We start from the raw sequence: 23106 nt of genomic DNA on the forward strand, positions 1-23106 counted from the left end.
TCATAGACGCCATGAGTCGGTACGGATTACACATGGGTCGGGTCGCCCGTTCCAGTCCTCCGCACCGGAACGGGCGACCCGGTCTGACGCGGCGTCAGTCGCCGCCCGGCTCCGGCCGGTTGCCCACGCGGTGCGTGTCGCGCACATCACTCGCGTGGCAGCACTCGCGTCGGGCCCCGGCCGGAGCTCCGGAGGTCAGTTCCCGTACTTCGCGCGGAAGTGCGGGATGACCTTCTCGCCCCAGATGCGGATGGTCTCCATGCACGCCTCCTGCGGGACGGTGCCCATCTGGATGAGGCACATGATCTCGTCCGCACCCGCGTCGATCAGCTTCTGCACGTAGCCGATCGCGTCTTCGGCGGTGCCGTACGCGTGGTTGATGTTGTACGTCGCCGTGGCGTTCACCGTCACCGGGATCTTCGCCTCGTGCAGCATGGCCACCTGCTGCTCGGCGGCCTCCTGGATCTCCTTGACGTGGTCGACGCCGTCGACCACGGCCTCGTCCGGGATGCCCGACTTGCCGCCGGAGAACCAGTGCGCGATCGACTGGGCGAAGAAGCGCTGGCCGCGGGCGCCGACCTGGCGGGCGGTGTCGCCGTCCTCGGAGACGATCGTCGGGCACAGCGCCACGAGGTGGTTGTTCTGCACGGTGGACACGAACTGCGAGCCGTCGCGGGCCTCGATCGCGTCGCGGTAGATCTTGTTGAGGTTCGCGACCTCGTCCGGGCCGGCGAAGCCGAGCACGAGCGCGCCGACGCCCATGTTGGCGGCCTCGACGAGGCTCGGCTGCTTGCTGCACGCGAGGAACAGCGGCGGGTGCGGGGTCTGCACCGGGCGCGGCAGGATCGGGTGGGGGCTGATCTGCATCAGCTCGCCGTTGTACTCCAGCTCGTCCTTCTGCCAGGCGGCGCCCAGGATGCGCAGCGCCTCTTCGACCTGGGCCTTGGTCGTCTCGATGTCCGCGCCGACGAGGCTGGTCTCCTGGAGGGTGCCGCCGCGGGCCGCGCCGACGTCCAGGCGGCCGCCGGACAGCGTGTCGAGCATGCCTATGCGCTCGGCGACGCGCGCGGGGTGGTTGAAGTTGAAGGGCATGCACACGGCGCCGTGCGCGATGCGGATGCGGGAGGTGCGCGCGGCCACCCAGGTCAGGAAGATCTCGGGCGCGCTCATGTGGGAGTACCACTTGGTCGAGTGGTGCTCGACGGCCCAGACGCGGTCGAAGCCCATCTCCTCGGCGTAAACGGCCTGCTCGACCGAGTCGAGGATGACCTGCCGCTCGTGCTCGGCGGTCGGGTTGGCCATCTGGGCCTCGAAGATCATCGAGAACTGCATGCCGTACTCCTGAGTCTCGCGTGGAATACTCCAATTAGATGTATGACAGTCTGCGACGTCAAGGGGTGAACTGACGTAGAATCAGTTGGACGAAAGGGAGGGACCCCGATGAGCGACGCCCCCGCACCGCATCCGACGCCGTTGCCGAAGCTGCCGAACACGGCGTGGGCGGTGCTCGGACTGCTGTCCATGCCGGGCGAACGCTCCGGGTACGACCTCAAGAAGTGGGCCGACGCGTCGCTGCGCTACTTCTACTGGAGCCCGGCCCTCAGCCAGATCTACACGGAGCTGAAGCGCCTCGAGCAGCTCGGCTTCGCGGTGTCGCGCATCGCGTCCCAGGACGAACTCCGCAACAAGCGCCTCTACACGATCACCGACGACGGTCGCGCCGCGCTCGAACGCTGGATGCGCGAAAGCCCCGCGGGCCCGCCGGTCCTCAAGCACGGTGTCGTGCTGCGCGTCTGGATGGGGTTCCTGTCCGAACCCGAGGAGCTGCGCAAGACCGTTGCGGAGCACCGGGATTGGGCCGACCGCACGCTCGCCGAAGTGCATTCGTCGGAAGAGGCCTCGCAGGACCGCTGGCCGTTCGCCAAGCTCGCGCTGCGCTGGGCGGAGCGCTACTACCAGGCCGAACGCGACCTGGCCGAAGGCATGTTGGCGGACCTGGACGAACTGTACGAGCACGGCGAGGAACACACCGCCGACCGCTCGGGCGCCGGCGGCCCCGCACCCGCCGCGCCGTCGTCCGCCGCCGGAGACGGCCCGGAGAACTGAGCGGCGCCGGGCTCAAGGCCCGGCGCCGCCGCACATCTCGAAGTACCTCGGACCCGCCGCTCAGACCTCGTCGCCGAGCACCGGCTCGGGCAGCGTCCCCGCGTTGTGTTCGAGCAGGCGCCATCCGCGCGCGCCCGGGCCGAGGACGGACCAGCAGCAGTTCGACAGCGCGCCGAGCGAGCCCCAGTTGTCTTCCGGCAGGCCGATCATGCGGCCGATGAGGCAGCGGATCGCGCCGCCGTGCGAGACGACGACCAGTGTCCCCGCGTCCGGCAGCGCCTCGACGGCCTGCGTCACGGCCGCGACCGCGCGGTCCGCGACCTCGGTCTCCAGTTCGCCGTCGCCGCGCCGCACCGGCTCACCTCGCCGCCAGGCGGCGAACTGCGCCGGGAAACGCGCCTCGATCTCGGCGTTGGTGAGGCCCTGCCACTGGCCCGCGTAGGTCTCCCGCAGGCCCTTGTCGGTGGCCAGTTCGAGACCCGTGAGCGCCACGAGTTCGTTGGCCGTGTCGACGGCGCGCGTCAGGTCCGACGCGAGGATCGCGTCGGGCCGCAGCGCGGCGAGCAGCCGGGCGGCCCGGCGGGCCTGGGCGACGCCGGTGTCGGTCAGCGGGATGTCCGTCTGGCCTTGGAACCGGCGCTCCACGTTCCAGGTGGTCTGCCCGTGCCGCCAGAGCAGGATGCGGCGGGCGTCGCGCGCGCTCAGCTCGCGTCCTCGGCGGGGGACGCGGCGCGGTCGCGGTTGACCTGCTGCACCGACTCGGGCAGCTCGATCTGCGGGCAGTCCTTCCACAGGCCCTCGAGCCGGTAGTAGGCGCGCTCCTCGGCGTGCTGGACGTGCACGACGATGTCGATGTAGTCGAGCAGGACCCAGCGGGCCTCGCGGTCGCCCTCGCGGCGGACCGGCTTCGCGCCCAGTTCGCGCAGCCGCTCCTCGACCTCGTCGACGATGGCCTTGACCTGGCGGTCGTTGGGCGCCGAGGCGAGCACGTAGGCGTCGGTGATGCCGACGATCTCGCTCACGTCGTAGGCGACGGTCTGGGTGGCTTGCTTCTCGGCACACGCCTCGGCGGCGGCGATGACAAGCTCGATGGCGTGGGGAGTGGCGGTCACGATCAACTTTTCCTGAGGCGACGAAGGATGCCTTCCAGGTTCTCACACCGCGCGGGGTCGCCGCCGCCGAGTAAGGCCGGGCAAGGCCGAGTGAGGCCGAGTGAGGCCTCATGAGGCAGGCCGCAAGCGGGGCCGGGGCCCGGTCCCCCGGATCCCGGCCCCGCCCGCGGCCCCGGTTACGGCTTGTAGTCCTGGCCGAGCGTGATCACGATGTCCGCGAGCATCTGCCCTTGGGCCTTGGTGACCGCGGTCTCGGGCAGGTTCAGGGTGAGGGCGATCTGCTTGGCGGTCTCCAGTCGGGCGTCGTCGCTGTACTGGATGATCGTGGTCGGCTTCGCCTTCGCGTCGACCGGGCCGCCGGGCACGAAGGTGTAGCCGGCGTTGACCATCTTGACGCGCACCGACTCGGCGGCGTTGTTCTTGCCGCTGGCGTCCCCGACCATGACCCGGGCGGGGCCTTCGGCGCGGGGCACGGTGACGGTGCCGCCGAGGATGTTCTTGACCACGGTTCCGGCCGCGGCGGTGTCGAGCATGCCGTCCGGCTGCACGGGCAGGCCCGCCGAGGTGAACTTCTGCGTCTGCACGCCCTTGGCCATCTCGGTGAGGAGGTCGGCCAGGCGGGCGTCGGGCAGCGACGGGTCGGACACGTTGGCGAGGTTCCGCAGCAGGCTCGCGACCAGGTCGGGCTTCTGCGGGAGGCCGCGCAGCACGCCGTTGACGACCCGGCCGAACCGGTCGGAGCCGAGGCCGGGGGCCTCCCCCGGGACCCGGTAGGCGGCGTAGGCGCGGGCCGCGGCACCGCGCACGTTCGACTTGCCGCGCGGCACCAGCACTTGCCCGTCCGGGCCCTTGACCTCCACATCGGCGTCGAGCTCGATACCGCCGACCATGTCGACGAGGCCTTGCAGCACGGGCTCGCTGACGACCCACGAGCCGTCCATCTTGATGCCGATCAGCTGCGCGAGCGCTTCCCGGGACGCACCCGCGCCGTCGCTCGCCATCAGGCTGCCGAGCGGGACCGGGCCCGCCGAGGGGGTGTTGACGATGGTCACCGACGGCACGGTCATCATCGAGGCGGTGCCGCGCGTCGGGTCGTTCGCCAGCACCGCGCTCGCGAGCGCCTGGCCGTCCTTGCCGCGCAGCTGGATCAGCACCGCGCCGCCGCTCGTCTGCTGGGCGGCCTTGGCGTCGTCCTTGAACCAGGTCGTGTAGGCGAAGTAGCCGCCGACGCCCACGCCGGCCAGCACCAGCGCGAGGAGCAACGCTATTGCGCGGCCGCGGAGTTGCTTGCGGCGTTCGTCCCGGCGTTCGGAGCGCGTCTCGGCGAACTTCAGCCAGTCGATGACGTCTTCGGACTCTTCGGCCTCGTCGTCGACGAACGCGAACTCGTCGTCGTCGTAGCCGACGCGCTCGCTGTTCGCCCGGCCGGGACGCCCCGCGGCACCCTTGGGCGGCGCGGGACGCGGCCGGCCCGGAATGGGCGGGGCGGGAGGAGCGGCCGGGGGTGGTGCGGCGGGCGCGGCCGGGGTGGACGGGCGCGCGGCGGTGCCGGTGCCGCCGACCTGGACGCGGTACGAGCCGGTGGTGCTCGACGATTCAGCCGGGTCGGTCGACCCGGGGCGGCGGACCTGCGGCTCGGCGGGCGCGGCGGCGGTCTGCGCGCGCCCGTAGGCGGTCTGCCCGGGCACCTGGCCGGGCGCCTGCGGGGCCGCGTCGGGGCGGACGCCGGACGCCGGGTAGGTCTGGCCGTCGTAGGGGGCGTAGGCGCCGGAGTCGTAGTCCGACGGCGGGGCATAGCCGGGCTGGGCCGGTTGCGGGGCGGCGTAGGCACCGGAGTCGTAGCCGGTTTCGTAGCCGTAGCCCGGGGCCTGGGGTTGGGTCGGCGGCCGGCCGGGGGCCTGGGCGTATTGCTGCGGGTCGTACTGCTGTTGCCCGTAAGGGGTGCCGTAAGCCGGGGACTCGTAGGCGGAGTTCTCGTAGGCCGGGGTGTCGTAGCCGTACTGGCCTTGGTCTTGGCCGGGTACGGCGGTGCCGTATTCGGGGTTCGGCGGGTAGCCCTGGCCGTAGCCGTCGCCTTGGCCTTGCTGGTAGGTGCCGTAGGTGGCCGCGGGGTCGTAGCCCTCGGGGCCGGTGGTGCCGTCGCGGTACGGCTCTTCGCCGTAGGGCCCGCCTCGCCGTTCGCCCGGTCCGGTCATGTCGCCCCTCGGTACAGCCCTCGTTTGCTGATGTATTGCACGACGCCGTCCGGCACCAGGTACCAGATCGGCTCGCCGTCGCGCTGGCGCCGGCGGATGTCCGTGGAGGAGATCGCCAGTGCGGGCACCTCCACGAGGCTGACCCCGCCGTCCGGGAAACCCGGGTCGGACAGCGTGTGCCCCGGGCGGGTACAGCCCACGAAGTGCGCGAGCCCGAACAGTTCTTCGGCGTTGCGCCAGGAGGAGATGATCTGGGCCAGCGCGTCCGCGCCGGTGATGAAGAACAGTTCGGTCCCCTCGCCGGCGGCCCGGCTGAGGTCCTTGAGTGTATCGACGGTGTAGGTCTGGCCCGGCCGGTCGATGTCGACCCGGCTGACCGAGAACCGGGGGTTGGACGCGGTGGCGATGACCGTCATGAGGTAGCGGTCTTCGGCCGGCGACACCTCGCGGTGGGTTTTCTGCCACGGCTCGCCGGTCGGCACGAAGACGACCTCGTCGAGTCCGAAGAGCCCCGCGACCTCGCTCGCCGCCACCAGGTGGCCGTGGTGGATCGGGTCGAACGTGCCGCCCATGACGCCCACGCGTCTGGTGCGCTGTGCCGTGCCATCGTCCATGGGCGGCAAATCTATAGGGCAGGCTCACGGAAGCACACGCCCCGGGGCCGAGGTGTCGGAGAGCCGGGCGGGGGCGGGGCAGGGGCGATGCCGGCCCGGTGCAAGGCCCCGCCGGGGTGGCCGGGAATCGCCGGGTCGAGGCGCCGAGGACGGGACGCGGGGTCAGCCCGCCGCGGGTTCTCCGGCCGGGCGGGCGGCATTCCGGTGGCGTTGCTCCGGGACTCCGCCGAGCGGGAGTTGCCCCGCGGCCGCCCGTCGGGCCAGGACCCGCCGGAGCACGACCTCGGCGACTTCGGCGACTTCCTCCGCCTCGGCGTCGGTGAGGTCGTCGAGGGCGGTCTGCAACGCGCGGATGCGGGGATTGGCGGCCGGGCCGCTGTCGTCCGTCCAGTACCCGGCGTCGTCGCGGGCCGCCTCGATGAGGAGGTTGGGATGGACGCCCATGCCGGCCGCGAGGGCTTCGAGGGTGGCGCGTTCGACCATCCGGCGGGACTGGCCGGTGCGGGCGAGCAGTGAATAGACCGTGGTGCGGCTGACTCCCGCGGCGTCGGCGAGTTTGCGGGCGTTGCGCCCGGGCTCCGCGTCGATCCAGCCCTCCACGAGCCGCTTCAGACGGTTCATCGCTCCCGTTCCCCGACGCCCGCGCACACCCCGGCGCATGGCTGCACACCTGTCGACACGCAGCGTACCCGGCCGGTCCGCCACGCCCCTCCGATCGGTACGCATTGCGTGGACAGCAGGTACGCAGACCGCTAACGTGGACGTCCGATCGAACTTCAGTTCGATAAAGGCGCGAGATCGAAGAGTGTGTCCGACATGAGCAAGCCAGGCGCGCCGGGCATCCCGCGGCAGTCGCCCGCCCCCGCGGCGGCCGAACCCGCCGAGGAGCCCGCGGAAGACCCCGAGTCGGGACCGGACCACCGGGCCGCCCCCGAGCACGGCCCCGCCGGAGCCGCCGGAACGTCCCCCGGACCGGGCGCGCCGCGCCATCGCGCGCTGGACGCCCTCCGCGCGCTGGACGCCGAACTGCTCCGCCTCGCCCGCGCCGCGCACGCCGACGCCGAGATACGCGGCGCCGTGCGCGCCGTCCTGGACGCGGTACGCACGGCCACCGCGCACCCGGACGGCACGACGACCCTCGTCGTCGCCACCGCCGCCTGGACCCGCCTGCGCGACACGGCAGCGAACTGAGCCGCCGCGGCTTCGGCCTCCTCCGCGACGCATCGACCGGCACCTCGACGACCGCCACCTCACGACCACGACACCGACCACCCGCCATCCGCCCCTCCCCCGACCGCACTCGCGCCAGGAGGACCCCGTGACCCGTACCGCCCGACCGCGCCGCCGCACCCCGCGCAGCGACGGCTTCACCGGGCGCGCCCGCCGCGCCATCGACTCGCTCCTGCGGCAATTCCCGGAGCTGCACGAGGAGTTGGCCGCCGGGCCGCGTCGACGACCGCCCGCCGCGCCGGACCCGTCCGCGGACGCCCTGGCCCGCCGGGCCGCGGAAGCCGCCGAGGACCGCGCCGCGGCGCTGTGGAACGCCCAGCACGACCGCACACCGCCCGGCGACGGCTCGGCGCCGCTGAACCTCGCGGCCTTGGACGCCGGCATCGACATCACCGCGAGCATCGCCGAACTGGAGGAGGCCGTCCACGACCGGCTCGGCTATCCGGCGCCGCCCGCCGGCGACGTGACGGCGCGGCTGATCCGCGTCCTGCGCCTGCTCGACGCGGTCGAACGCGATGCCGACCTGGCCGAGCACGTGCAGTCCGAACTCCGCCGGATGGCCCGGCGCTGCGCCCGTGCCCTCGGCGACACCGAGCCGATCCGGCGGATCCGGCCGCGCTGCCCGCTCTGCGATTCGGTGTCGCTGCGGGCGTTCGCGGCCCGGCACATCGTGCTGTGCGTGAACCCGGGCTGCCGCTGCGACGACGAGACATGCGCCTGCCACATCGCACCCGGCGCGCGGCACCGCTGGGAGCGCGACGAGTGGGCCGAACTCGCCCTGCTGGTGGGCTGCGCGGTGGAGGAACTCGCCGAGGCGGCGGCGTGACCCGCGCCCCGTCCGGGGCGGCGGCTCCGGCGCTGGTGACGGCCGGCGAGGCGGCCCCCGAGGTCGCCGTCGGCCCGGCGACGATCCGCAAGTGGGTCCAGCTCGGACATCTCGCCCCCGCGGGGAAGCGGGGGCGGGAGAACCTGTTCCGCCTGGAGGACGTGTTCCGGGCGGAACGCCGCGCCCGCCGGCGGCCGGCACCCGGCTGACCGCGCGCCGCCGCGCCACGCCTCATTGATTCGAACACACTTGCGAATACCGGCGATCTCGATCACACTGGAGGCAGCGGCGAAGCTGTGCCCACCGAGGGGGCATCGGCTTCGCCGTTTTGCTTTGTCCGCGAGCCCCGAGGAGGCCGGCTCATGATCAGCAGGACCACGGAATCCGCACCCGACCCGGCCGGGATAGCGTTCGAAATCGCCGAACTGAGACGCAGCGTGGATGTCGGATTCGCCACCACCCGCGGCGACTTGGCGCTGCTGCTGCAACGCGCCGACCAGGCCGAAAAGGTGCTCGCCGAACACGACGAGCGCATCCACGTCCTGGAACGCGCCCGCTGGCCGGTGCCGTCGCTCGCCGCGCTCACGGCGGTGGGCAGCATGTGCCTCACGGTCTGGCAGGCGACCGGGCGGTGACCCCGGCGCGCCCGGAGGCGGTCACCCCTCCGGGGTCAGCGTCCAGTCGCCGTCCGCCTCGATCTCCAGGAGGCACGGGCCTACGGGGATGATCGACTCGCCTTCGTACGGGCCGATCGCGTTGGCGAGCGAGGCCAGGTACGGGTCCTCGCCCGGCGTCAGTGCTTCCGCGTAGGCCCGCACCATGAAGTTGCTGGACCCCGCGTGTGTCATCGCGACGACGGTGCGCGGCCCGGTCCAGCGCAGCACCTCGGGCCCGTCGCCGGTCACCGGACCGGTCAACCACGGCGCCGCGGTCGGAGGGTGGATCACGACGGTCCACGGCCCGTCGCTTTCGATCTTCAGCCGCTCGGTGTGCGTGCCGCGCTCGTCGAGCAGCATCCGGCCGTGGCAGGCGCCGATCTCGTTGACCAGCAGCTTGTCCTGTTCGAGTGCCGCATCGAGCGTCCAGACCGCGAAGTTCCCGGCGCCGGTGCCGGTGATCTCCGCGACGACCGGCCCCTCGGGCACCGGCCGCGCGATCCGCAGGATGCGGTCGCCGGACCCTTCGTAGGTGACGGCGGTGGGGACGGGCATCCGGCAGGGGACGTCGGTGACGGACGGGGGTTCGTCGGCGGCGGTTTCGGCGGAGGGGGTGGCGGCCTCGGGCTCCGGTTCCGGTTCCGGCTCGACCGGAGCCGCATGCTCGGCGGGCGCGGCTTCCGGCTCGCCGGGCTCGGGCTCGACGGCCTCGGCTTCGGCTTCGGGCGCAACCGACGCTTCGGCTTCGGGCGCGACCGACGCTTCGGGTTCGGGCTGGGGCTCCGGGGTGGCCACGGCGGGAGCCTCTGGCTCGGCCGCGTCGACCACCTCGGCGGCCGCCTCCGGCGCGACGTCCGCCGGGTCGCCCCCGTGGTCGCGCACCAGTTGGTCGAGCCCGTCGCGGTAGCCCTGGCCGACGGCGCCGAAGCGCCAGCCGTCCCGCCGGTAGACCTCGCCGAGGATGAGGGCCCGTTGGCCCTTCAGGGTGCCGGGCGGCATCGCGAACGCGGCGACGTCTGCGCCGTCCGCGGAAATGGCGACGCTTGCGCCGTGCAGGCCGATTTCCAGACCCACCGAGGCGATCACGAACAGCAGCCGGTGCACGTCGTCGGCGACCGCGTCGAGGTCGAGGTCGAAGGCCGCGTCGGCGCCGCCGCCGGAGACCAGCGCGACCGCGCTCTCCAGCGAGGCCGGACGCGCCGTGCTGACCGGTCCCCGTCCCGCGGGGATCCGCCCGGACGCGTCCAACGCGAAGCAGAATGCCGCGATGTCGGCGCCCGGTGCCGTGCCGGCCACCTCGACCCGCAGCGCGGTGGCTCCGGTCAGATCCGCAAGTCTGGCCTTCTCGCCCATCGCGAACGTACGCATTGCGCCCCTCCCCTGTCCCGCTCCCACCCGGTCCGCCCCGAACGATAACGCGCGGCGGCCGCGAAAACGCGGGAACCCCGGGCGCGTTTCGTCCCCGGGCAGCACAAAGCCGGGGCCGCCGCTCGGCGGCCCCGGTGCGGTGCGGAAAACGCGGGTCAGCGGTCCTTGTTGAAGGACAGCGTGATGATGAGCAGGATCAGCAGCGTGATGAACGCACCGAGGCCGGCGCCGAGCGGGCTCAAGCTCTCGTGACTCCCGCCGTGCTCCCCGCCCTCGCTGGCGAGGCGGGTGAGGACGGTCATGGCCTGCTCGGTCATCGTGGTCAACCCTTAAGTGTCTGGTCGTCGGACGGCGGCCCCGCCGCCCCCGCGGTCCCCCCGAACCCGGAGTTCCCGCGCAGGCCGTGCGGCCGCGCACGCCATCGTACGGAAGCCTGTCGCGACATGCGCGCGCAGGATCACCGTTTGCCCCGATCGGTTGCCGCGCACTCCCATCCCACCCGCCCGATCCGGCACGGATTCCCGCCGGATTCCCGCCGGTTTCCCGTGGGGTTCCGGTCGCCTTCCGGTCCGGTTCCGCTCGGCGTCCGGTCGAACGACGCGTCGAATGCCGAGGGTTGTCCCCGTGTCGGGCCATCGCCGGGCGCCTACGCTGAAAGACGGACGAACAGCGGCGAGTGCGAGGGGGACGGACCCATGTCCGACACGGCCAAGCAGCCCGGCAACGGCGACGGCGCGGGGGCGGGCGCGGGGAAGGCACCCGCCCGGCAGCGCACCCGGTTCCCGGGGATCTCGTCGCGGGCGTACGAGCATCCGGCCGACCGCAGTGCCCTCGTCGCGCTGCGCAAGATCAACGGGTTCGACCTGGTGCTCAAGCAGTTGTCCGGGATGCTGTCGGAGCGTTCGGTGCGGCTGGCGTTCCTCGCCGGGAGCGTGCGGACGAGCGACCAGCAGTTCCGGCGGCTGCACGAGATATGCCGGGAGGCCGCGTACATCCTCGACATGCCGTCGGTGCCCGAGCTGTACGTCACGCTCGACCCGCAGCCGAACGCGATGGCGATCGGCATGGACAAGCCGTTCATCGTGGTCACCACCGGGCTCGTCGAACTCCTCGACGACGACGAGATGCGCACCGTCGTCGGCCACGAGATGGGGCACATCCTGTCCGGCCACGCGGTCTACCGGACGATGCTGCTGATCCTCACCAACCTGGCGGCCGGCCTGTCCGGCATCCCGCTCGGCACCCTCGGCATCCAGGCGCTCATCGCGGGGCTGCGGGAGTGGTTCCGCAAGTCCGAACTCAGCTGCGACCGCGCCGGTCTGCTCGTCGGGCAGGACCCCGAGGTGTCGATGCGGGCGCTCATGAAGATCGCGGGCGGGTCGCAGCTCCACGAGATGAGCACCGACGAATTCCTCGCGCAGGCCGCCGAATACGACGCGGCGACGGATGTCCGCGACAGCGTCCTCAAGCTGATGAACGTGATCGGACGCTCGCACCCGTTCCCCGTCGTCCGGGTCGCGCAGCTGAAGCGCTGGGCGGACGGCCCGGACTTCGCGGAGATCATGGCAGGCGACTACCCGCGCCGGGACGACGACCGCGACGCCTCGGTGCGGACCGAGGCGAAGGCGTCCGCCGATGCGTACCGGGAATCGGTGCGGCAGACCGCCGACCCGCTGTTCGGGCTGCTCCGCGACTTCGCGGGCGGCGCGGCGGACGCCGGAAGCAAGCTGCGGGACAAGTTCGCGGGCTTCGCGGCGGGTTCGTCGGACGGAGCGGGCTCGGCAGGGCCGGCTTCGGACGGCTCGGGGGCGGCTGCGCCGGGCTCCGCCGAGGGCGGGACGTCCGGGCCCGCCACGCCGGATGCGGCCGACGACGGGGAGTCCCGGCCCGGCACCGCCTGATCTCACACCGCGGCGCCCAGAATCCCGCACGTGGCTTCGGTCGCCGCGCCCAGCCGCCACGGGTCGGTGCCGGGGTGCGGCGTGCCGGTGCCGGCAGGCGGTGCGGTGGTTGCCGCCATCGGCCGGAAGAACGCCGCGGTGTCGGGCGTGCACGCTTGCGGGGCGGCGATCGTGGTGATGCGGACGACGTGCAGGGTGCCGTGCCGCAGGGCGGCCGCGTCGACGGCGAACTCCCAGACGCGGTGGACGACGAAGCGGGTCCACACCGGGGCGCCGGGGCCGCGTATCGCGTAGGCGACGATCCCGTCGACGGTGAACCGGAGTTCGCCGGTGTGCGGCTCGGATGCGGTGGCGACGGCCATGATCCGGGCCTTGGTGTCCGCGGCCGAGACCAGCGCCGGGTCGAAGCGGGTGACCCAGCCGGTCGCGGCGTGCAGGTCGTCGTCGGCGGGGTGGTCGAGCGCGGCGGTCAGGTGGTCGCGCTGGTCGGATTCCATGGCGCCGAGGGCGGCGGTGGGGCGGGCGCCTCGCCACACGTTCGGATCGAGCTGCGTGCTGCTGACGAAATCGCGGACGAGTTCGAAGGTTTCGCGGACCTGCGGGGCGCTGAAGTGCGCCGTGCCCGCCAGATCGGGCAGCGTGATCCCGGCACGCCCGTCGTGCCAGGTCGCGGCGGCGGTGCCGGCGAACGGATCGGTGCCGTACGGGCCGCTCGACACCGCGACGCCCTCCCCCGGCACCAGCGACACCCGGATCAGCACGGCGGGCCCGCCCGACGTCCGCACCGACGTCGGATGCCCGCGCCGCGCGCCGAAGTACAGCGCTCCTGTCATCACCAGCACGACGACCACGGCGACCGCCACGACCCGGAACGTGCCCGCGGGCACGCCGAAGATCCGGCGCAGGCGCCGGGGTCCTCTCCCGGTGCGTATCCGCTCCTGCGCCGTCGGCTCGTGGAGCACGGCGGCCCGGACGAACGACTCGTCGAACACGACGCGGAATTCGTCCTCGCCGTCGGACCCGCCCCCGAGGCGGCCATCAGGGGGTTCGCCCCGACCGGACATGACTCCATGGTAGGTCGCCCGAGTCTCGCCCGGAACTGCGGAAATACGGTGATCGGAAAGGGTTCTGACGGGTGGTCAGGACAGCTGTGGGGCAGCTGTCCCGGCGCCGTACGGCGGTTCCGGCCACGCGGCCGCGATCGCGGGCGGCGCCACCGAGACCGCGCCGGTGCCGCCGGGGAGCGGGGTCGTGCGGTCGTACGGATCACCTTGCGGCCCGCAGCCGCCGGAGGCCTTGGCGTCCGAGGGGAAGGCGGGGTGCACGTACCCGTACTGCCGTTCGCAGGACCCGCCGGACTGCCGCACCTCGCCGCCGGACACCCACGCCGTGCCGGGCGGCGTCTGACGGAATGTGCCGGTTTTGTAGACCTGGGTCTGCAAGGTGCGGCGCACCACCACCCGCGTGACCTCGGAACTGCCGGGCTTGGCCACCGGATACACGAACGAGTAGTCCGACTCGACGACCAGGCCGCCGTTCTGGTCGAGGCGGAATGCCATGATGCCGGTGACCTTGACGACCGGGCCGACGAGTTCGGCCTGCGCCGGGTCGAAGCGGGTGATCCAGGCCAGCGGGTCGTGGTCCGCGGTGGGGGTCTTGAGTGCACCGCGCAGCTCGCCGACCATCGGGTCGACGGGGTCGATCAGGTCGATGAAGCCCTGCGGGTAGCCGCCGCGCAAGGTCGTGGCGTCGAGGTTGCCCAGCACCAGCAGCCGTCGGTGGGTGTCGAGCGCGGCTTTGACCTCGGTGGCGGAGAAGTCGCCGACCTTGGTGGCATCGGGCGGGACGATGCCGCTCTCGCCGTCGTTGTAGCCGTTGGCCGGCGAGCCCGCGAACGGCTGGTCGCGGGTGGCTGTTTCGGGGGCCCGCGGGGTGGCGGACGCAGTCCGGTTCTGCGGGAACACCGGCAGTTGCGGGCTCGCGGTGTCGTCCGCGTCCGAACCGCCGAACAGGTCACGGAAGACGCCCTGGTTGGAACCGAGCAGCAGCAGGGCGGCGACCGCGACGAAAACGACGGCGACCTTCACGCCGGTGCGGTCCGAGCGGTCCTGCGCGGCGGAGCCGCGGCCGGTGCGCGGGCCGCGGAGGCGGCCACGGCGCCGCGGCGTGTCCGCGGCCTCCCGGAACCCGATGCGCTCCGGCGGGTTCTCCCGCCACTTCGCGGCGAGCATGCGCGCCCGCGCGGAGCCTTCGGACTTCTCCGCACCCTTGACGAAGTCCTCGTCGAGCACGAGCCCTTCGAACGGATCCGACGATTCCCCCGACGCGTCCGGCTCCCGGCCGGCCCCCTGACGCTCAGACACGGGCGCAACTTAGCGGATGGCGCCGACAAGGAGTGGAGGCGGGTGAGGGGGATCACAACGATCCGAGGTTTCAGCTGCACCCCACCGCGGGCGGACGCGCCGCCACGCACGGAACCGGGGCGACCGCGGCCGCGGGGGCGGTGGCCGGGGCCGTCGTACTCGTGAGCGGTTCGCCGCCCGGGACGGCCGGGCCGACGGTCGGCTTGGGGCCCTGGGGGTTGCCGGCGCGGCCGGGCGCCACCGCCGTCACCGCCATCGCCACCACCCCGACGCCCATCAGCAGCGCCAGCACCCACGCCACCGACTGCCGCCACCAGCCCGTCCCGGCCGCGCCGGTCGGCTCGTGCAGCTCGAGCGGGTCGCTGTCGAACGTTCCGTCGTGCTCCCAGCCCACCTGGGGCGGGTGCAGCAGGAACGGCGCGTCGGACAGGTCGGGCGGGTCGACGCCGGGCGGAGGCGTCGGCGGGGCCGAGGCGAGCATGCGCTCCGCGGCCGACGGCTCGTGGACGAGGGCTGCCGCGACGAAGTGCTCGTCGAAGACCACGGAGGACACGTCGTCCCCCGCGTGGTCGGGGTTCTCCCCGAACTCCGGCGGGCCGTCCGGATTTTCCGACCCTGGCGAATCGGGCACTCCACCACACTATTACCGCGGCAGCCCCGGGGGAACGAAATTGCCCTACTGCATCCGGGGCTCCGGGTAAAGCCGGGTCAGCCGCGCGTGTGCCCGTCGCCGGTGACCACGTACTTCGTCGAGGTCAGCTCGGGCAGGCCCATCGGCCCGCGGGCGTGCAGCTTCTGGGTGGAAATGCCGATCTCGGCGCCGAAGCCGAACTGGCCGCCGTCGGTGAACCGGGTGGACGCGTTGACCATGACCGCGGTCGAGTCCACGTGGCTCACGAAACGCCGCGCGGCCTGCTGCGAACGGGTCACGATGGCCTCGGTATGCCCCGACGTGTGCCGCCGGATGTGCGCCACCGCGTCGTCGAGCGAGTCGACGACGGCCGCGGCGATGTCGTAGGACAGGTACTCGGTGTCCCAGTCCTCGTCCGTCGCCGGCACCACGTCGCCGGAGTACTTCTGCACGGCCGCGTCGCCGTGCACCGTCACGCCCGCGTCCTTGAGCGCGGCCAGCGCGACCGGCACGAAGGCGTCGGCGATGTCCGCGTGCACGAGCAGCGTCTCGGCGCTGTTGCACACCGACACCCGCTGGGCCTTGGAGTTGACCAGGATGTCGACGGCCATCTGCAGGTCGGCATCGGCGTCGACGTACACGTGGCAGTTGCCGACCCCGGTTTCGATCACCGGCACCGTCGAGCCTTCGACCACGGTGCGAATGAGCGACGCTCCGCCGCGCGGGATCAGCACGTCGACCAAGCCCCGCGCGGTCATCAGCTCGGTGACGCTGTCGCGGCTCTCGCCCGGCACGAGCTGGATGGCGTCGGCCGGGATCCCCGCCGACTCGACCGCGTCGCGCAGCACCGCGACCAGCGCCGTGTTCGACGCGTACGCCGACGACGAGCCGCGCAGCAGCACCGCGTTTCCGGACTTCAGGCACAGCGCGGCGGCGTCCACGGTCACGTTCGGGCGTGCCTCGTAGATGATCCCGACGACGCCGAGCGGCACCCGCACCTGGCGCAGGTCGAGCCCGTTGGGCAGCGTGGAGCCGCGGACGACCTCGCCGACCGGGTCGGGCAGCCCGACCACGTCGCGGACGTCGGACGCGATCGCCGCGATCCGCTCGTCGGTCAGCGTGAGCCGGTCGACGATGGCTTCGCTGGTGCCGTTGGCGCGGGCCTTCGCGATGTCCTGCGCGTTCGCGGCGACGATCTCCGCGGAACGGGCGACCAGCGCGTCCGCGATGGCGAGCAGCGCGGTGTCCTTCTGCGTCCGCGCGAGTGGCGCGAGCACCGCGGCGGCTTCCCGGGCGCGGCGTGCGGTGGCGAGGACGGCGGAGGATTCACTGCTGGTCATGCCGCCAGCCTACCGAGGGGCCGGAGCTTTCCCGGAGGGTTTTCCGCCTGTCGAGACGCCGCACGGCCGCGCGGCGGACGCAATTCCGGCGGGCGGAGCGGGTACGTCTTCCGCTGGCCCGTGACCCGGACCACAATGTGCACCCTGCCCGGCCGGTTGACCGGCGCTTTTGCGTCGCGGCCGGCCGACGGAACCCGCCCGGCGGAGACCTGACGGACCCGACGAACCCGACGAACGGAGCGCCTCGTGACCTCGGAGATGCCCATCACCCCCGCCGTGCGGGCCCGGCGGCACGGGCTTGCCGATCTGCTGGCCCGGTCCGCGGTGCGTACTCCGGACAAGACCGCGATCGTGTACGGCGACCTGCGCCAGTCCTACGCCGACCTGGACGCGCTGGTCTCCCGCACCGCCGCCGCCCTCGCCGCCCGCGGCATCGCCAAGGGCGACCGGGTCGTCCTGCTCGCCCGGAACTCCCACGGCTTCGCCGTCGCCTACTTCGCGCTCGCCCGCCTCGGCGCCGTCTCCGTCCCGGTCAACTTCATGCTCACCGCCCCCGAAGTCGCCTACGTCCTCACCCACGCCGGCGCCACCGGCGTGATCGCAGGCGCCGACCTGACCGCCACCGCCGACGCCGCCCTCGCCGAAGCCGACCTCGACCCCGCCGCGCTCAAGGTCCACGCCGTCATCGGCGGCGACCCGGTCGACGGCTGGGAACCCTTCACCGACCTCGGCACCTCGGACGCCCCGTGCCCGGACGTGGACCTGGACGACGACGACCCCGTCCAGATCATGTACACCTCCGGCACCGAATCCCGCCCCAAAGGCGCCGTCATGACCAGCCGGAACCTCCTCGCCCAGTACACGACCGCGATCGTCGACGGCGGCATGGCCGCGGACGACATCGAAATCCACGCCCTCCCGCTCTACCACTGCGCCCAACTGCACTGCTTCCTCACCCCGGACGTCTACCTCGGCGCCACCTCGATCATCCTCGGAGCACCCGACGCCGCCACCATCCTGGCCACGATCGAGACAGAAGGCGTCACCAAACTCTTCTGCCCGCCCACGGTCTGGATCGCGCTGCTGCGCCACCCCGACTTCGACACCCGCGACCTGACCACGCTGCGCAAGGGCTACTACGGCGCCGCCGCCATGCCCGTCGAAGTCCTGGCCGAACTCCGCCGCCGCCTCCCCGACCTGGCCCTCTACAACTTCTACGGCCAGACCGAGATGTCCCCCGTCGCCACGATCCTCGGACCCGACGACCAGGAGCGGAAGGCCGGCTCCGCGGGCCGCGCCGGACTCAACGTCGAAACCCGCGTCGTCGACGACCACGACCGGCCCGTCCCGCCCGGCACCGTCGGCGAGATCGTCCACCGCGGACCCCACACCATGCTCGGCTACTGGAACGACCCCGACCGCACCGCCGAGGCCTTCCGCAACCACTGGTTCCACAGCGGCGACCTCGGCACCCTCGACACCGACGGCTACCTCACCGTCGTCGACCGCAAGAAGGACATGGTCAAAACCGGCGGCGAGAACGTCGCAGGCCGCGAAGTCGAAGAAGTCATCCACACCCACCCCGCCGTCGCCGAAGCCGCCGTCTTCGGCATCACCCACCCCTACTGGATCGAAGCCGTCACCGCCGTCGTCGTCCTCAAAGCAGGCGAAAAGGCCGACCCCGACGACATCACCGCACACTGCCGCGCCCACCTCGCGGGGTTCAAAGTCCCCAAATACGTCGTCGTCACCGACGCACTCCCGAAGAACCCCAGCGGCAAAATCCTCAAACGCGAACTACGCGACACCTACGCGCACTTGGCCGAGGAGAAGGCCGAGGAGTAACCCGAGGTCCGAGCCGGGCGGCTCAGAACGGTTGGACGCCGCCCGGCACTATCGGTCCGGTGCCGGGGGATTTCGCCCGCTGCTGCCACGTGCCGCGGTCGACGACTTCGAGTCCGACGATCTCCCAGGGCGGGAGTCCGGCGGAGCGGCGGTGTTCGCCCCAGAGGCGGAGCGCGAGGGCGGCGGCGTCCTGGAGGTCGCGGGCCTCTTCCCAGTACCGGATTTCGGCGTGGTCGGGGGCGTAGCGCCCGGCGAGCAGGAACGGGTGGTCGTAGGCCAGTTGTTCGAGGGCGCGCCTGATCTCGTCCTGCGGTACGGCGGCGCCCGCGACCGTCAGGGTGATGTGCCACATGCGGGTTTCTTCTATCCGGATGGGCTCGCTGCGGCGGTCGGGTTCGCGGCCGCCGCCGGTGCGGCCCATGCCGCCGCGTATCCCGCGGTCGCGGGGGCCCAGGGCGCGGGGTTCGAGTTCGCGCGGTGTGCCGTCGCGAGGGGCGATGTCGCGGGGCGCGGCTTCGCGTGCTCCGGTGTCGCCGCCGTCGCGGGTGCCGCGCTCGCGGCTTCCGCGTTCTTTCCCGCCCCGTTCCTTGCTTCCGTGTTCCTGGCCGTCACCGTCCGACCGCACGGATCGTGCGGCCTCCCAGGGCAGCTCCCTGCCACGTCCCTGCACCGGTCCGCCTCCCGTCGGTGACACGGAGCGCCCTTCCGGCGGCCTGGGGCGGCCCGCCGGGCCTGCACGGGGCGGCTCCCGTGTCGCTCACGTCAGCGGCGCAGCAGCACCAGGTCGTCGCGGTGGACGATCTCGCGCTCGTACGCCGGTCCCATTTCCCGGGCCAGCTCGTGGGTGGAGCGGCCGAGGAGTCCGGGGAGTTCCTTTGCATCAAAGTTGACCAGTCCGCGGGCGATGATGTTGCCGTTTTCGTCGACAAGGTCGACCGGGTCGCCCGCGGTGAAGCCGCCTTCGACGGCGGTGACGCCCGCCGGGAGGAGGGATTTGTGCCCGTCGACGACGGCGTCGACGGCGCCGGCGTCGAGGACGAGGCGGCCGCGCGCGGTGGTGGCGTGGGCGAGCCAGAGGAGCCGGTCGGCGCCGCGGACGCCGGTGCGGTGGAAGAACGTGCCGGTCGGCTTGCCGGTGAGCGCGTCGGAGGCGTGCCGGGCGGCGGTGAGGACGACGGGGATGCCGGCGGTGGTGGCGATGCGGGCGGCTTCGACTTTGGTGACCATGCCGCCGGTGCCGACGCCCGCGCGGCCGGCCTTGCCGATTTCCACGCCGGCGAGGTCCTCGGGGCCGCGGACGTCGGCGATGCGGGACGAGGTGTGCTTGACCGGGTCGCCGTCGTAGAGGCCGTCGACGTCGGAGAGCAGGACGAGCAGGTCGGCGTGCGCCAGGTGGGCGACGAGGGCGGCGAGGCGGTCGTTGTCGCCGAACCGGATCTCCTCGGTGGCGACGGTGTCGTTCTCGTTGACGACCGGCAGCACGCCGAGGGTGAGGAGCTTGTCGAGCGTCTGGTACGCGTTGCGGTAGTGCGTGCGGCGCGTCATGTCGTCGACGGTGAGCAGCACTTGGCCGACGCGCAGCCCGTAGCGGGCGAAGGAGGCGGTGTAGCGGGCCACCAGGAGGCCTTGGCCGACGCTCGCGGCGGCCTGGGCGGTGGCGAGGTCGCGCGGTCGGCGGTCGAGTCCCAGCGGCGCGAGGCCGGCCGCGATGGCGCCGGAGGACACGAGGACTATCTCGGTGCCTTCGGCGCGCTTCGCGGCGATGACGTCGACGAGGGCGTCGACGCGGTCCGCGTCGAGGCCTCCGGCGGCGGTGGTCAGGGACGACGATCCGACCTTGACCACGATGCGGCGTGCGGACAGGACGTCCGCGCGCCGGTCCGGGGCTGACATCCGGCGTACTCCCACTCCCCTGACGTGTAGTCAGGCCTCCCGATCGACCTGGGGTTTCCGGCGGTCAGTCGCCGGCGAACGGGTCGAAGTCCTCGTATTCACCGGCGATCGACTCGCGGTCGCGGCGCCGCTGGACGGCGGGGCGCGGCGCGTCGAAGCGCTGGTCTTCGCCGCGGCGGCCGAGCATTTCGGCGCCGGTGGCGATGGTGGGCTCCCAGTCGAACACCACGCCGGTCTCGTCGTCGCCGATGACGACCTCGGCGCCGGGGCGCGCGCCGGCTTCGAACAGGGCTTCTTCGACGCCGAGGCGGGCGAGCCGGTCGGCGAGGTAGCCGACGGCCTCGTCGTTGGAGAAGTCGGTCTGGCGGACCCAGCGTTCGGGCTTGGCGCCGCGCACGATGAAGCTGTCGCCGCGCCGCTTGACGGTGAAGCCGCTGTCGTCGACGGCGGTCGGGCGCAGCACGACGCGGGTGGCCTCGGCGGGCGGTGCGGCGTCGCGGGCTTCCTTGACCAACCCGGCCATGGCGAAGGAGAGTTCGCGGAGGCCGGCGTGGCTGACGGCGGAGACTTCGTAGACCTTGAGTCCGCGGCCTTCGAGTTCGGCGCGGACCAGGTCGGCGAGGTCGCGGCCGTCGGGGATGTCGGTCTTGTTGAGGGCGACCATGCGCGGCCGGTCGTCGAGCCCGCCGTAGGCGGCGAGTTCGGCTTCGATGGTGTCGAGGTCGCTGATCGGGTCGCGGCCGGGTTCCAGGGTCGCGCAGTCGAGGACGTGGACGAGCGCCTTGCAGCGTTCCACGTGGCGCAGGAACTCCAGGCCCAGGCCCTTGCCTTCGCTGGCGCCGGGGATGAGGCCGGGGACGTCGGCGACGGTGTAGACGATGTCGCCGGCGGTGACCACGCCGAGGTTCGGCACGAGCGTGGTGAAGGGGTAGTCGGCGATCTTCGGGCGCGCGGCGCTGAGCGCGGCGATCAGCGAGGACTTGCCGGCGCTGGGGTAGCCGACGAGGGCGACGTCCGCGACGGTCTTGAGTTCGAGGACGTAGTCGCCGCCGGTGCCGGGCTCGCCGAGCAGCGCGAAGCCGGGGGCCTTGCGGCGCGGGGAGGCGAGGGCGGCGTTGCCGAGCCCGCCGCGGCCGCCCTGGGCGAGGACGAAGCGGGTGCCGTTGCCGATGAGGTCTTCGACGACCTCTTCGGTGCCGTCGGCGTGGACGCGCTTGACGACGGTGCCGTCCGGGACGGGCAGCACGAGGTCGCTGCCGTCGGCGCCGCTGCGGTTGCCGCCGGCGCCGGGCTTGCCGCTGGTGGCCTTGCGGTGCGGCGAGTGGTGGTACTCCAGGAGGGTCGTGACGTTCGGGTCGACGACGAGCGACACGTCGCCGCCGCGGCCGCCGTTGCCGCCGTCCGGGCCGCCGAGCGGCTTGAACTTCTCCCGGTGGATGGAGGCGCACCCGTGGCCCCCGTTGCCCGCCGCGACATGCAGTACCACGCGGTCGACGAAGGTGGTCACGTTTGCCTCCAGGTGTTGCCGACAAAGCCCGAAGGCGGACCGTTGGAGCGGTCCGCCTTCGGGTTGTGCAAGGGGGTCCCTCGGGCGTCAGGCCGCCGGGACGATGTTCACGACGCGGCGACCGCGGCGCGTGCCGAACTCGACCGCACCGGCGGCGAGCGCGAACAGGGTGTCGTCGCCGCCACGGCCGACGTTGGCACCCGGGTGGAAGTGGGTGCCGCGCTGGCGGACGATGATCTCGCCCGCGTTCACGAGCTGGCCGCCGAAGCGCTTCACGCCGAGCCGCTGGGCGTTGGAGTCACGGCCGTTACGGGTGGACGATGCGCCCTTTTTGTGTGCCATGTCCTCTACTTCCCGGTCTCGATGCCGGTGACCTTCAGCTGGGTGTGCTGCTGGCGGTGACCCATGCGCTTGCGGTAGCCGGTCTTGTTCTTGTACTTCAGGATGTCGATCTTCTTGCCCTTGGTGTGGTCGACGACCTCGGCCGTCACCTTCACACCTGCGAGGACCCACGGGTCGCTCGTCACGGACTCGCCGTCGACCAGGAGCAGCACGGGCAGCTCGACGGTCTCGCCGGGGCCGGTCTGGACCCGGTCGGCCTGGAAAACGTCACCGATGGCAACCTTGTGCTGCCTGCCACCGGCGCGGATGATCGCGTACACCGCGAAGCCCACTCTCTGTTCGAACGGAGTCTCTGACGCCAGCCGACCCCGGCCGATGCCGGGCAGCCTCCCCCGGCGGCGACCGCCGGGAGGTGGGTGCTCAGAGACGTGGCATAAGCATGCCGACGGTCAAGAGTACGGATGCCTCGCCGGGCGGGTCAAACCGGGGTGGGGTAGGCGGGGGCGGACGCTCGGAGCAGGGGCGGAGGGGGGTGGTGGGGCGGGTGTGGCGAGGGTTCGGCCCGGGGCGGGGAGGCCCTGACGGTGTGCGATACAGCGCCGCATTGGCCGGGAGAGCTGTTCTCGGGTCAGGGCAGGCAAAGGGCAGGCACCGAGCCGGGGCGGCCGGGAGCCCTGCCACGCACAACGCAGCGGCTTCTCGGGGCAGGGCAGGCACGCCGGGCGCCTGCCGCGCACAGCACGGCGGCGCAGCCACCCCACAGCCCGGCGGGTCGCGGCGGGCACGCGCGGCCGGTTCGGGGGCGAGGCCGACCACACCCGCCTCCCGACGCGGTGGTGGCGGGAAGACGTCCCTTGACCGAGCTCTGTGGACAACCCCCCGCGACCACGCAGCAGCCTGTGGACAGCCCCCGCCACCCCACACCCCCGCGGTGGTAAACCGGACCCGTCAGGGGGCCTTCCACCGGTGAATATCAGACCGGCAAATGAGGCGCGGGCGCTCCCGGTGGGAGCGCCCGCGCCTCACACAACCCGCGTCGCCGGTCGCCCGGCGCCGCTCAGCTTCCCGACGTCGCGCTGACCGGCTCCTGGGCCGGCTCGCCGCCGGCGCCGCCCGAGCCGTCGCCGCCCTCCGCGGCCGCGTCCGGCGAGGCCGCGGGGCGGGTCGCGCGGCGGGG

Annotated in this window: 24 protein-coding genes; 7 read left to right on the forward strand and 17 right to left on the reverse strand. The window is 72.7% G+C overall.

What is annotated here, in order from left to right; all coding sequences use genetic code 11:
• Positions 1-195: 195 nt before the first annotated feature.
• Complete coding sequence (locus ABEA93_RS27185) at positions 196-1332, reverse strand: LLM class flavin-dependent oxidoreductase (protein ID WP_345678420.1); 1137 nt, start codon at positions 1330-1332, stop codon at positions 196-198.
• Between the two features lie 108 nt (positions 1333-1440).
• On the opposite strand from ABEA93_RS27185, the gene ABEA93_RS27190 reads away from it, so the two are divergent.
• Positions 1441-2106: a helix-turn-helix transcriptional regulator gene (locus ABEA93_RS27190; protein ID WP_345678421.1), complete on the forward strand. Its 666-nt coding sequence runs from the start codon at positions 1441-1443 to the stop codon at positions 2104-2106.
• 60 nt (positions 2107-2166) lie between these two features.
• Here the strand turns inward: ABEA93_RS27190 and ABEA93_RS27195 are convergent, their stop codons facing one another.
• From ABEA93_RS27195 to ABEA93_RS27215, 5 genes are all read right to left on the reverse strand, one after another.
• Complete coding sequence (locus ABEA93_RS27195) at positions 2167-2811, reverse strand: histidine phosphatase family protein (RefSeq protein ID WP_345678449.1); 645 nt, start codon at positions 2809-2811, stop codon at positions 2167-2169.
• The gene (gene rsfS / locus ABEA93_RS27200) at positions 2808-3218 is read right to left on the reverse strand and encodes a ribosome silencing factor (protein WP_345678422.1); all 411 of its coding nucleotides are present in this window, start codon (positions 3216-3218) and stop codon (positions 2808-2810) included. Before rsfS ends, ABEA93_RS27195 begins: the two co-directional genes overlap by 4 nt.
• A 176-nt stretch (positions 3219-3394) precedes the next feature.
• Entirely contained in the window at positions 3395-5413 is a 2019-nt protein-coding gene (locus ABEA93_RS27205) for an LCP family protein (protein WP_345678423.1), read from the reverse strand.
• Entirely contained in the window at positions 5410-6027 is a 618-nt protein-coding gene (gene nadD / locus ABEA93_RS27210; RefSeq protein WP_345678424.1) for a nicotinate-nucleotide adenylyltransferase, read from the reverse strand. The genes ABEA93_RS27205 and nadD overlap by 4 nt, the downstream gene beginning before the upstream one ends.
• A gap of 162 nt (positions 6028-6189) precedes the next feature.
• Positions 6190-6648 (reverse strand): helix-turn-helix domain-containing protein, encoded by a 459-nt coding sequence (locus ABEA93_RS27215; protein WP_345678425.1) that lies wholly within the window; start codon positions 6646-6648, stop codon positions 6190-6192.
• A gap of 195 nt (positions 6649-6843) precedes the next feature.
• Between ABEA93_RS27215 and ABEA93_RS27220 the strand changes: the two genes are divergently transcribed.
• The 4 genes from ABEA93_RS27220 (at position 6844) to ABEA93_RS27235 (ending at position 8718) form a co-directional block, all read left to right on the forward strand.
• Complete coding sequence (locus tag ABEA93_RS27220) at positions 6844-7218, forward strand: hypothetical protein (protein WP_345678426.1); 375 nt, start codon at positions 6844-6846, stop codon at positions 7216-7218.
• A 127-nt stretch (positions 7219-7345) separates the two neighbouring features.
• Complete coding sequence (locus tag ABEA93_RS27225) at positions 7346-8083, forward strand: hypothetical protein (protein WP_345678427.1); 738 nt, start codon at positions 7346-7348, stop codon at positions 8081-8083.
• Positions 8080-8292 (forward strand): hypothetical protein, encoded by a 213-nt coding sequence (locus tag ABEA93_RS27230; RefSeq protein WP_345678428.1) that lies wholly within the window; start codon positions 8080-8082, stop codon positions 8290-8292. The genes ABEA93_RS27225 and ABEA93_RS27230 overlap by 4 nt, the downstream gene beginning before the upstream one ends.
• Before the next feature lie 153 nt (positions 8293-8445).
• A complete protein-coding gene (locus tag ABEA93_RS27235; protein ID WP_345678429.1) occupies positions 8446-8718 on the forward strand; it encodes a hypothetical protein in 273 nt (90 codons plus the stop codon).
• Positions 8719-8739: 21 nt separating this feature from the next.
• Here the strand turns inward: ABEA93_RS27235 and ABEA93_RS27240 are convergent, their stop codons facing one another.
• A complete protein-coding gene (locus ABEA93_RS27240) occupies positions 8740-10107 on the reverse strand; it encodes a TerD family protein (RefSeq protein WP_345678430.1) in 1368 nt (455 codons plus the stop codon).
• A gap of 155 nt (positions 10108-10262) precedes the next feature.
• Complete coding sequence (locus ABEA93_RS27245; protein ID WP_345678452.1) at positions 10263-10433, reverse strand: hypothetical protein; 171 nt, start codon at positions 10431-10433, stop codon at positions 10263-10265.
• 369 nt (positions 10434-10802) lie between these two features.
• Between ABEA93_RS27245 and ABEA93_RS27250 the strand changes: the two genes are divergently transcribed.
• Positions 10803-12008, forward strand: coding sequence for a M48 family metallopeptidase (locus tag ABEA93_RS27250; protein WP_345678431.1), 1206 nt, complete (start codon positions 10803-10805; stop codon positions 12006-12008).
• 2 nt (positions 12009-12010) lie between these two features.
• Here ABEA93_RS27250 and ABEA93_RS27255 read toward each other — a convergent pair whose 3' ends face one another.
• The 4 genes from ABEA93_RS27255 to ABEA93_RS27270 form a co-directional block, all read right to left on the reverse strand.
• Positions 12011-13072 carry an SCO2583 family membrane protein gene (locus tag ABEA93_RS27255; RefSeq protein WP_345678432.1) on the reverse strand — a complete coding sequence of 354 codons (1062 nt, stop codon included), beginning with the start codon at positions 13070-13072 and terminating at the stop codon, positions 12011-12013.
• A gap of 75 nt (positions 13073-13147) precedes the next feature.
• Positions 13148-14371, reverse strand: a complete 1224-nt coding sequence (locus tag ABEA93_RS27260; RefSeq protein WP_345678433.1) for an SCO2583/SCO2584 N-terminal domain-containing protein — start codon at positions 14369-14371, stop codon at positions 13148-13150.
• A gap of 70 nt (positions 14372-14441) precedes the next feature.
• Positions 14442-15002, reverse strand: coding sequence for an SCO2584 family spore wall biosynthesis protein (locus ABEA93_RS27265; RefSeq protein WP_345678434.1), 561 nt, complete (start codon positions 15000-15002; stop codon positions 14442-14444).
• Between the two features lie 77 nt (positions 15003-15079).
• Positions 15080-16342, reverse strand: coding sequence for a glutamate-5-semialdehyde dehydrogenase (locus tag ABEA93_RS27270; protein ID WP_345678435.1), 1263 nt, complete (start codon positions 16340-16342; stop codon positions 15080-15082).
• 258 nt (positions 16343-16600) lie between these two features.
• Here ABEA93_RS27270 and ABEA93_RS27275 point away from each other — a divergent pair, with 258 nt between their 5' ends.
• Complete coding sequence (locus ABEA93_RS27275; RefSeq protein WP_345678450.1) at positions 16601-18187, forward strand: fatty acyl-CoA synthetase; 1587 nt, start codon at positions 16601-16603, stop codon at positions 18185-18187.
• A gap of 22 nt (positions 18188-18209) precedes the next feature.
• Here the strand turns inward: ABEA93_RS27275 and ABEA93_RS27280 are convergent, their stop codons facing one another.
• The 5 genes from ABEA93_RS27280 to rplU form a co-directional block, all read right to left on the reverse strand.
• The gene (locus tag ABEA93_RS27280; RefSeq protein ID WP_345678436.1) at positions 18210-18812 is read right to left on the reverse strand and encodes a hypothetical protein; all 603 of its coding nucleotides are present in this window, start codon (positions 18810-18812) and stop codon (positions 18210-18212) included.
• 137 nt (positions 18813-18949) lie between these two features.
• Positions 18950-20080 (reverse strand): glutamate 5-kinase, encoded by a 1131-nt coding sequence (gene proB, locus ABEA93_RS27285; protein ID WP_345678437.1) that lies wholly within the window; start codon positions 20078-20080, stop codon positions 18950-18952.
• Between the two features lie 64 nt (positions 20081-20144).
• The gene (obgE, locus tag ABEA93_RS27290) at positions 20145-21587 is read right to left on the reverse strand and encodes a GTPase ObgE (protein WP_345678438.1); all 1443 of its coding nucleotides are present in this window, start codon (positions 21585-21587) and stop codon (positions 20145-20147) included.
• Between the two features lie 87 nt (positions 21588-21674).
• Complete coding sequence (gene rpmA / locus ABEA93_RS27295; RefSeq protein WP_345678439.1) at positions 21675-21929, reverse strand: 50S ribosomal protein L27; 255 nt, start codon at positions 21927-21929, stop codon at positions 21675-21677.
• 5 nt (positions 21930-21934) lie between these two features.
• Positions 21935-22249 carry a 50S ribosomal protein L21 gene (gene rplU, locus ABEA93_RS27300; protein ID WP_345678451.1) on the reverse strand — a complete coding sequence of 105 codons (315 nt, stop codon included), beginning with the start codon at positions 22247-22249 and terminating at the stop codon, positions 21935-21937.
• Positions 22250-23106: the final 857 nt, after the last annotated feature.

This window comes from Yinghuangia aomiensis (assembly GCF_039542225.1).
Classification (GTDB): Bacteria; Actinomycetota; Actinomycetes; order Streptomycetales; family Streptomycetaceae; genus Yinghuangia; species Yinghuangia aomiensis.

Coding starts and splice junctions, on each gene's coding strand:
- ABEA93_RS27275 (WP_345678450.1), top strand. CDS start 16,601: ATGCCCATCACCCCCGCCGTGCGGGCCCGGCGGCACGGGCTTGCCGAT.
- ABEA93_RS27190 (WP_345678421.1), top strand. CDS start 1,441: ATGAGCGACGCCCCCGCACCGCATCCGACGCCGTTGCCGAAGCTGCCG.
- ABEA93_RS27185 (WP_345678420.1), bottom strand. CDS start 1,332: ATGCAGTTCTCGATGATCTTCGAGGCCCAGATGGCCAACCCGACCGCC.
- ABEA93_RS27240 (WP_345678430.1), bottom strand. CDS start 10,107: ATGCGTACGTTCGCGATGGGCGAGAAGGCCAGACTTGCGGATCTGACC.
- ABEA93_RS27235 (WP_345678429.1), top strand. CDS start 8,446: ATGATCAGCAGGACCACGGAATCCGCACCCGACCCGGCCGGGATAGCG.
- ABEA93_RS27270 (WP_345678435.1), bottom strand. CDS start 16,342: ATGACCAGCAGTGAATCCTCCGCCGTCCTCGCCACCGCACGCCGCGCC.
- ABEA93_RS27220 (WP_345678426.1), top strand. CDS start 6,844: ATGAGCAAGCCAGGCGCGCCGGGCATCCCGCGGCAGTCGCCCGCCCCC.
- ABEA93_RS27255 (WP_345678432.1), bottom strand. CDS start 13,072: ATGTCCGGTCGGGGCGAACCCCCTGATGGCCGCCTCGGGGGCGGGTCC.
- proB (WP_345678437.1), bottom strand. CDS start 20,080: ATGTCAGCCCCGGACCGGCGCGCGGACGTCCTGTCCGCACGCCGCATC.
- nadD (WP_345678424.1), bottom strand. CDS start 6,027: ATGGACGATGGCACGGCACAGCGCACCAGACGCGTGGGCGTCATGGGC.
- ABEA93_RS27250 (WP_345678431.1), top strand. CDS start 10,803: ATGTCCGACACGGCCAAGCAGCCCGGCAACGGCGACGGCGCGGGGGCG.
- rpmA (WP_345678439.1), bottom strand. CDS start 21,929: ATGGCACACAAAAAGGGCGCATCGTCCACCCGTAACGGCCGTGACTCC.
- ABEA93_RS27205 (WP_345678423.1), bottom strand. CDS start 5,413: ATGACCGGACCGGGCGAACGGCGAGGCGGGCCCTACGGCGAAGAGCCG.
- ABEA93_RS27215 (WP_345678425.1), bottom strand. CDS start 6,648: ATGAACCGTCTGAAGCGGCTCGTGGAGGGCTGGATCGACGCGGAGCCC.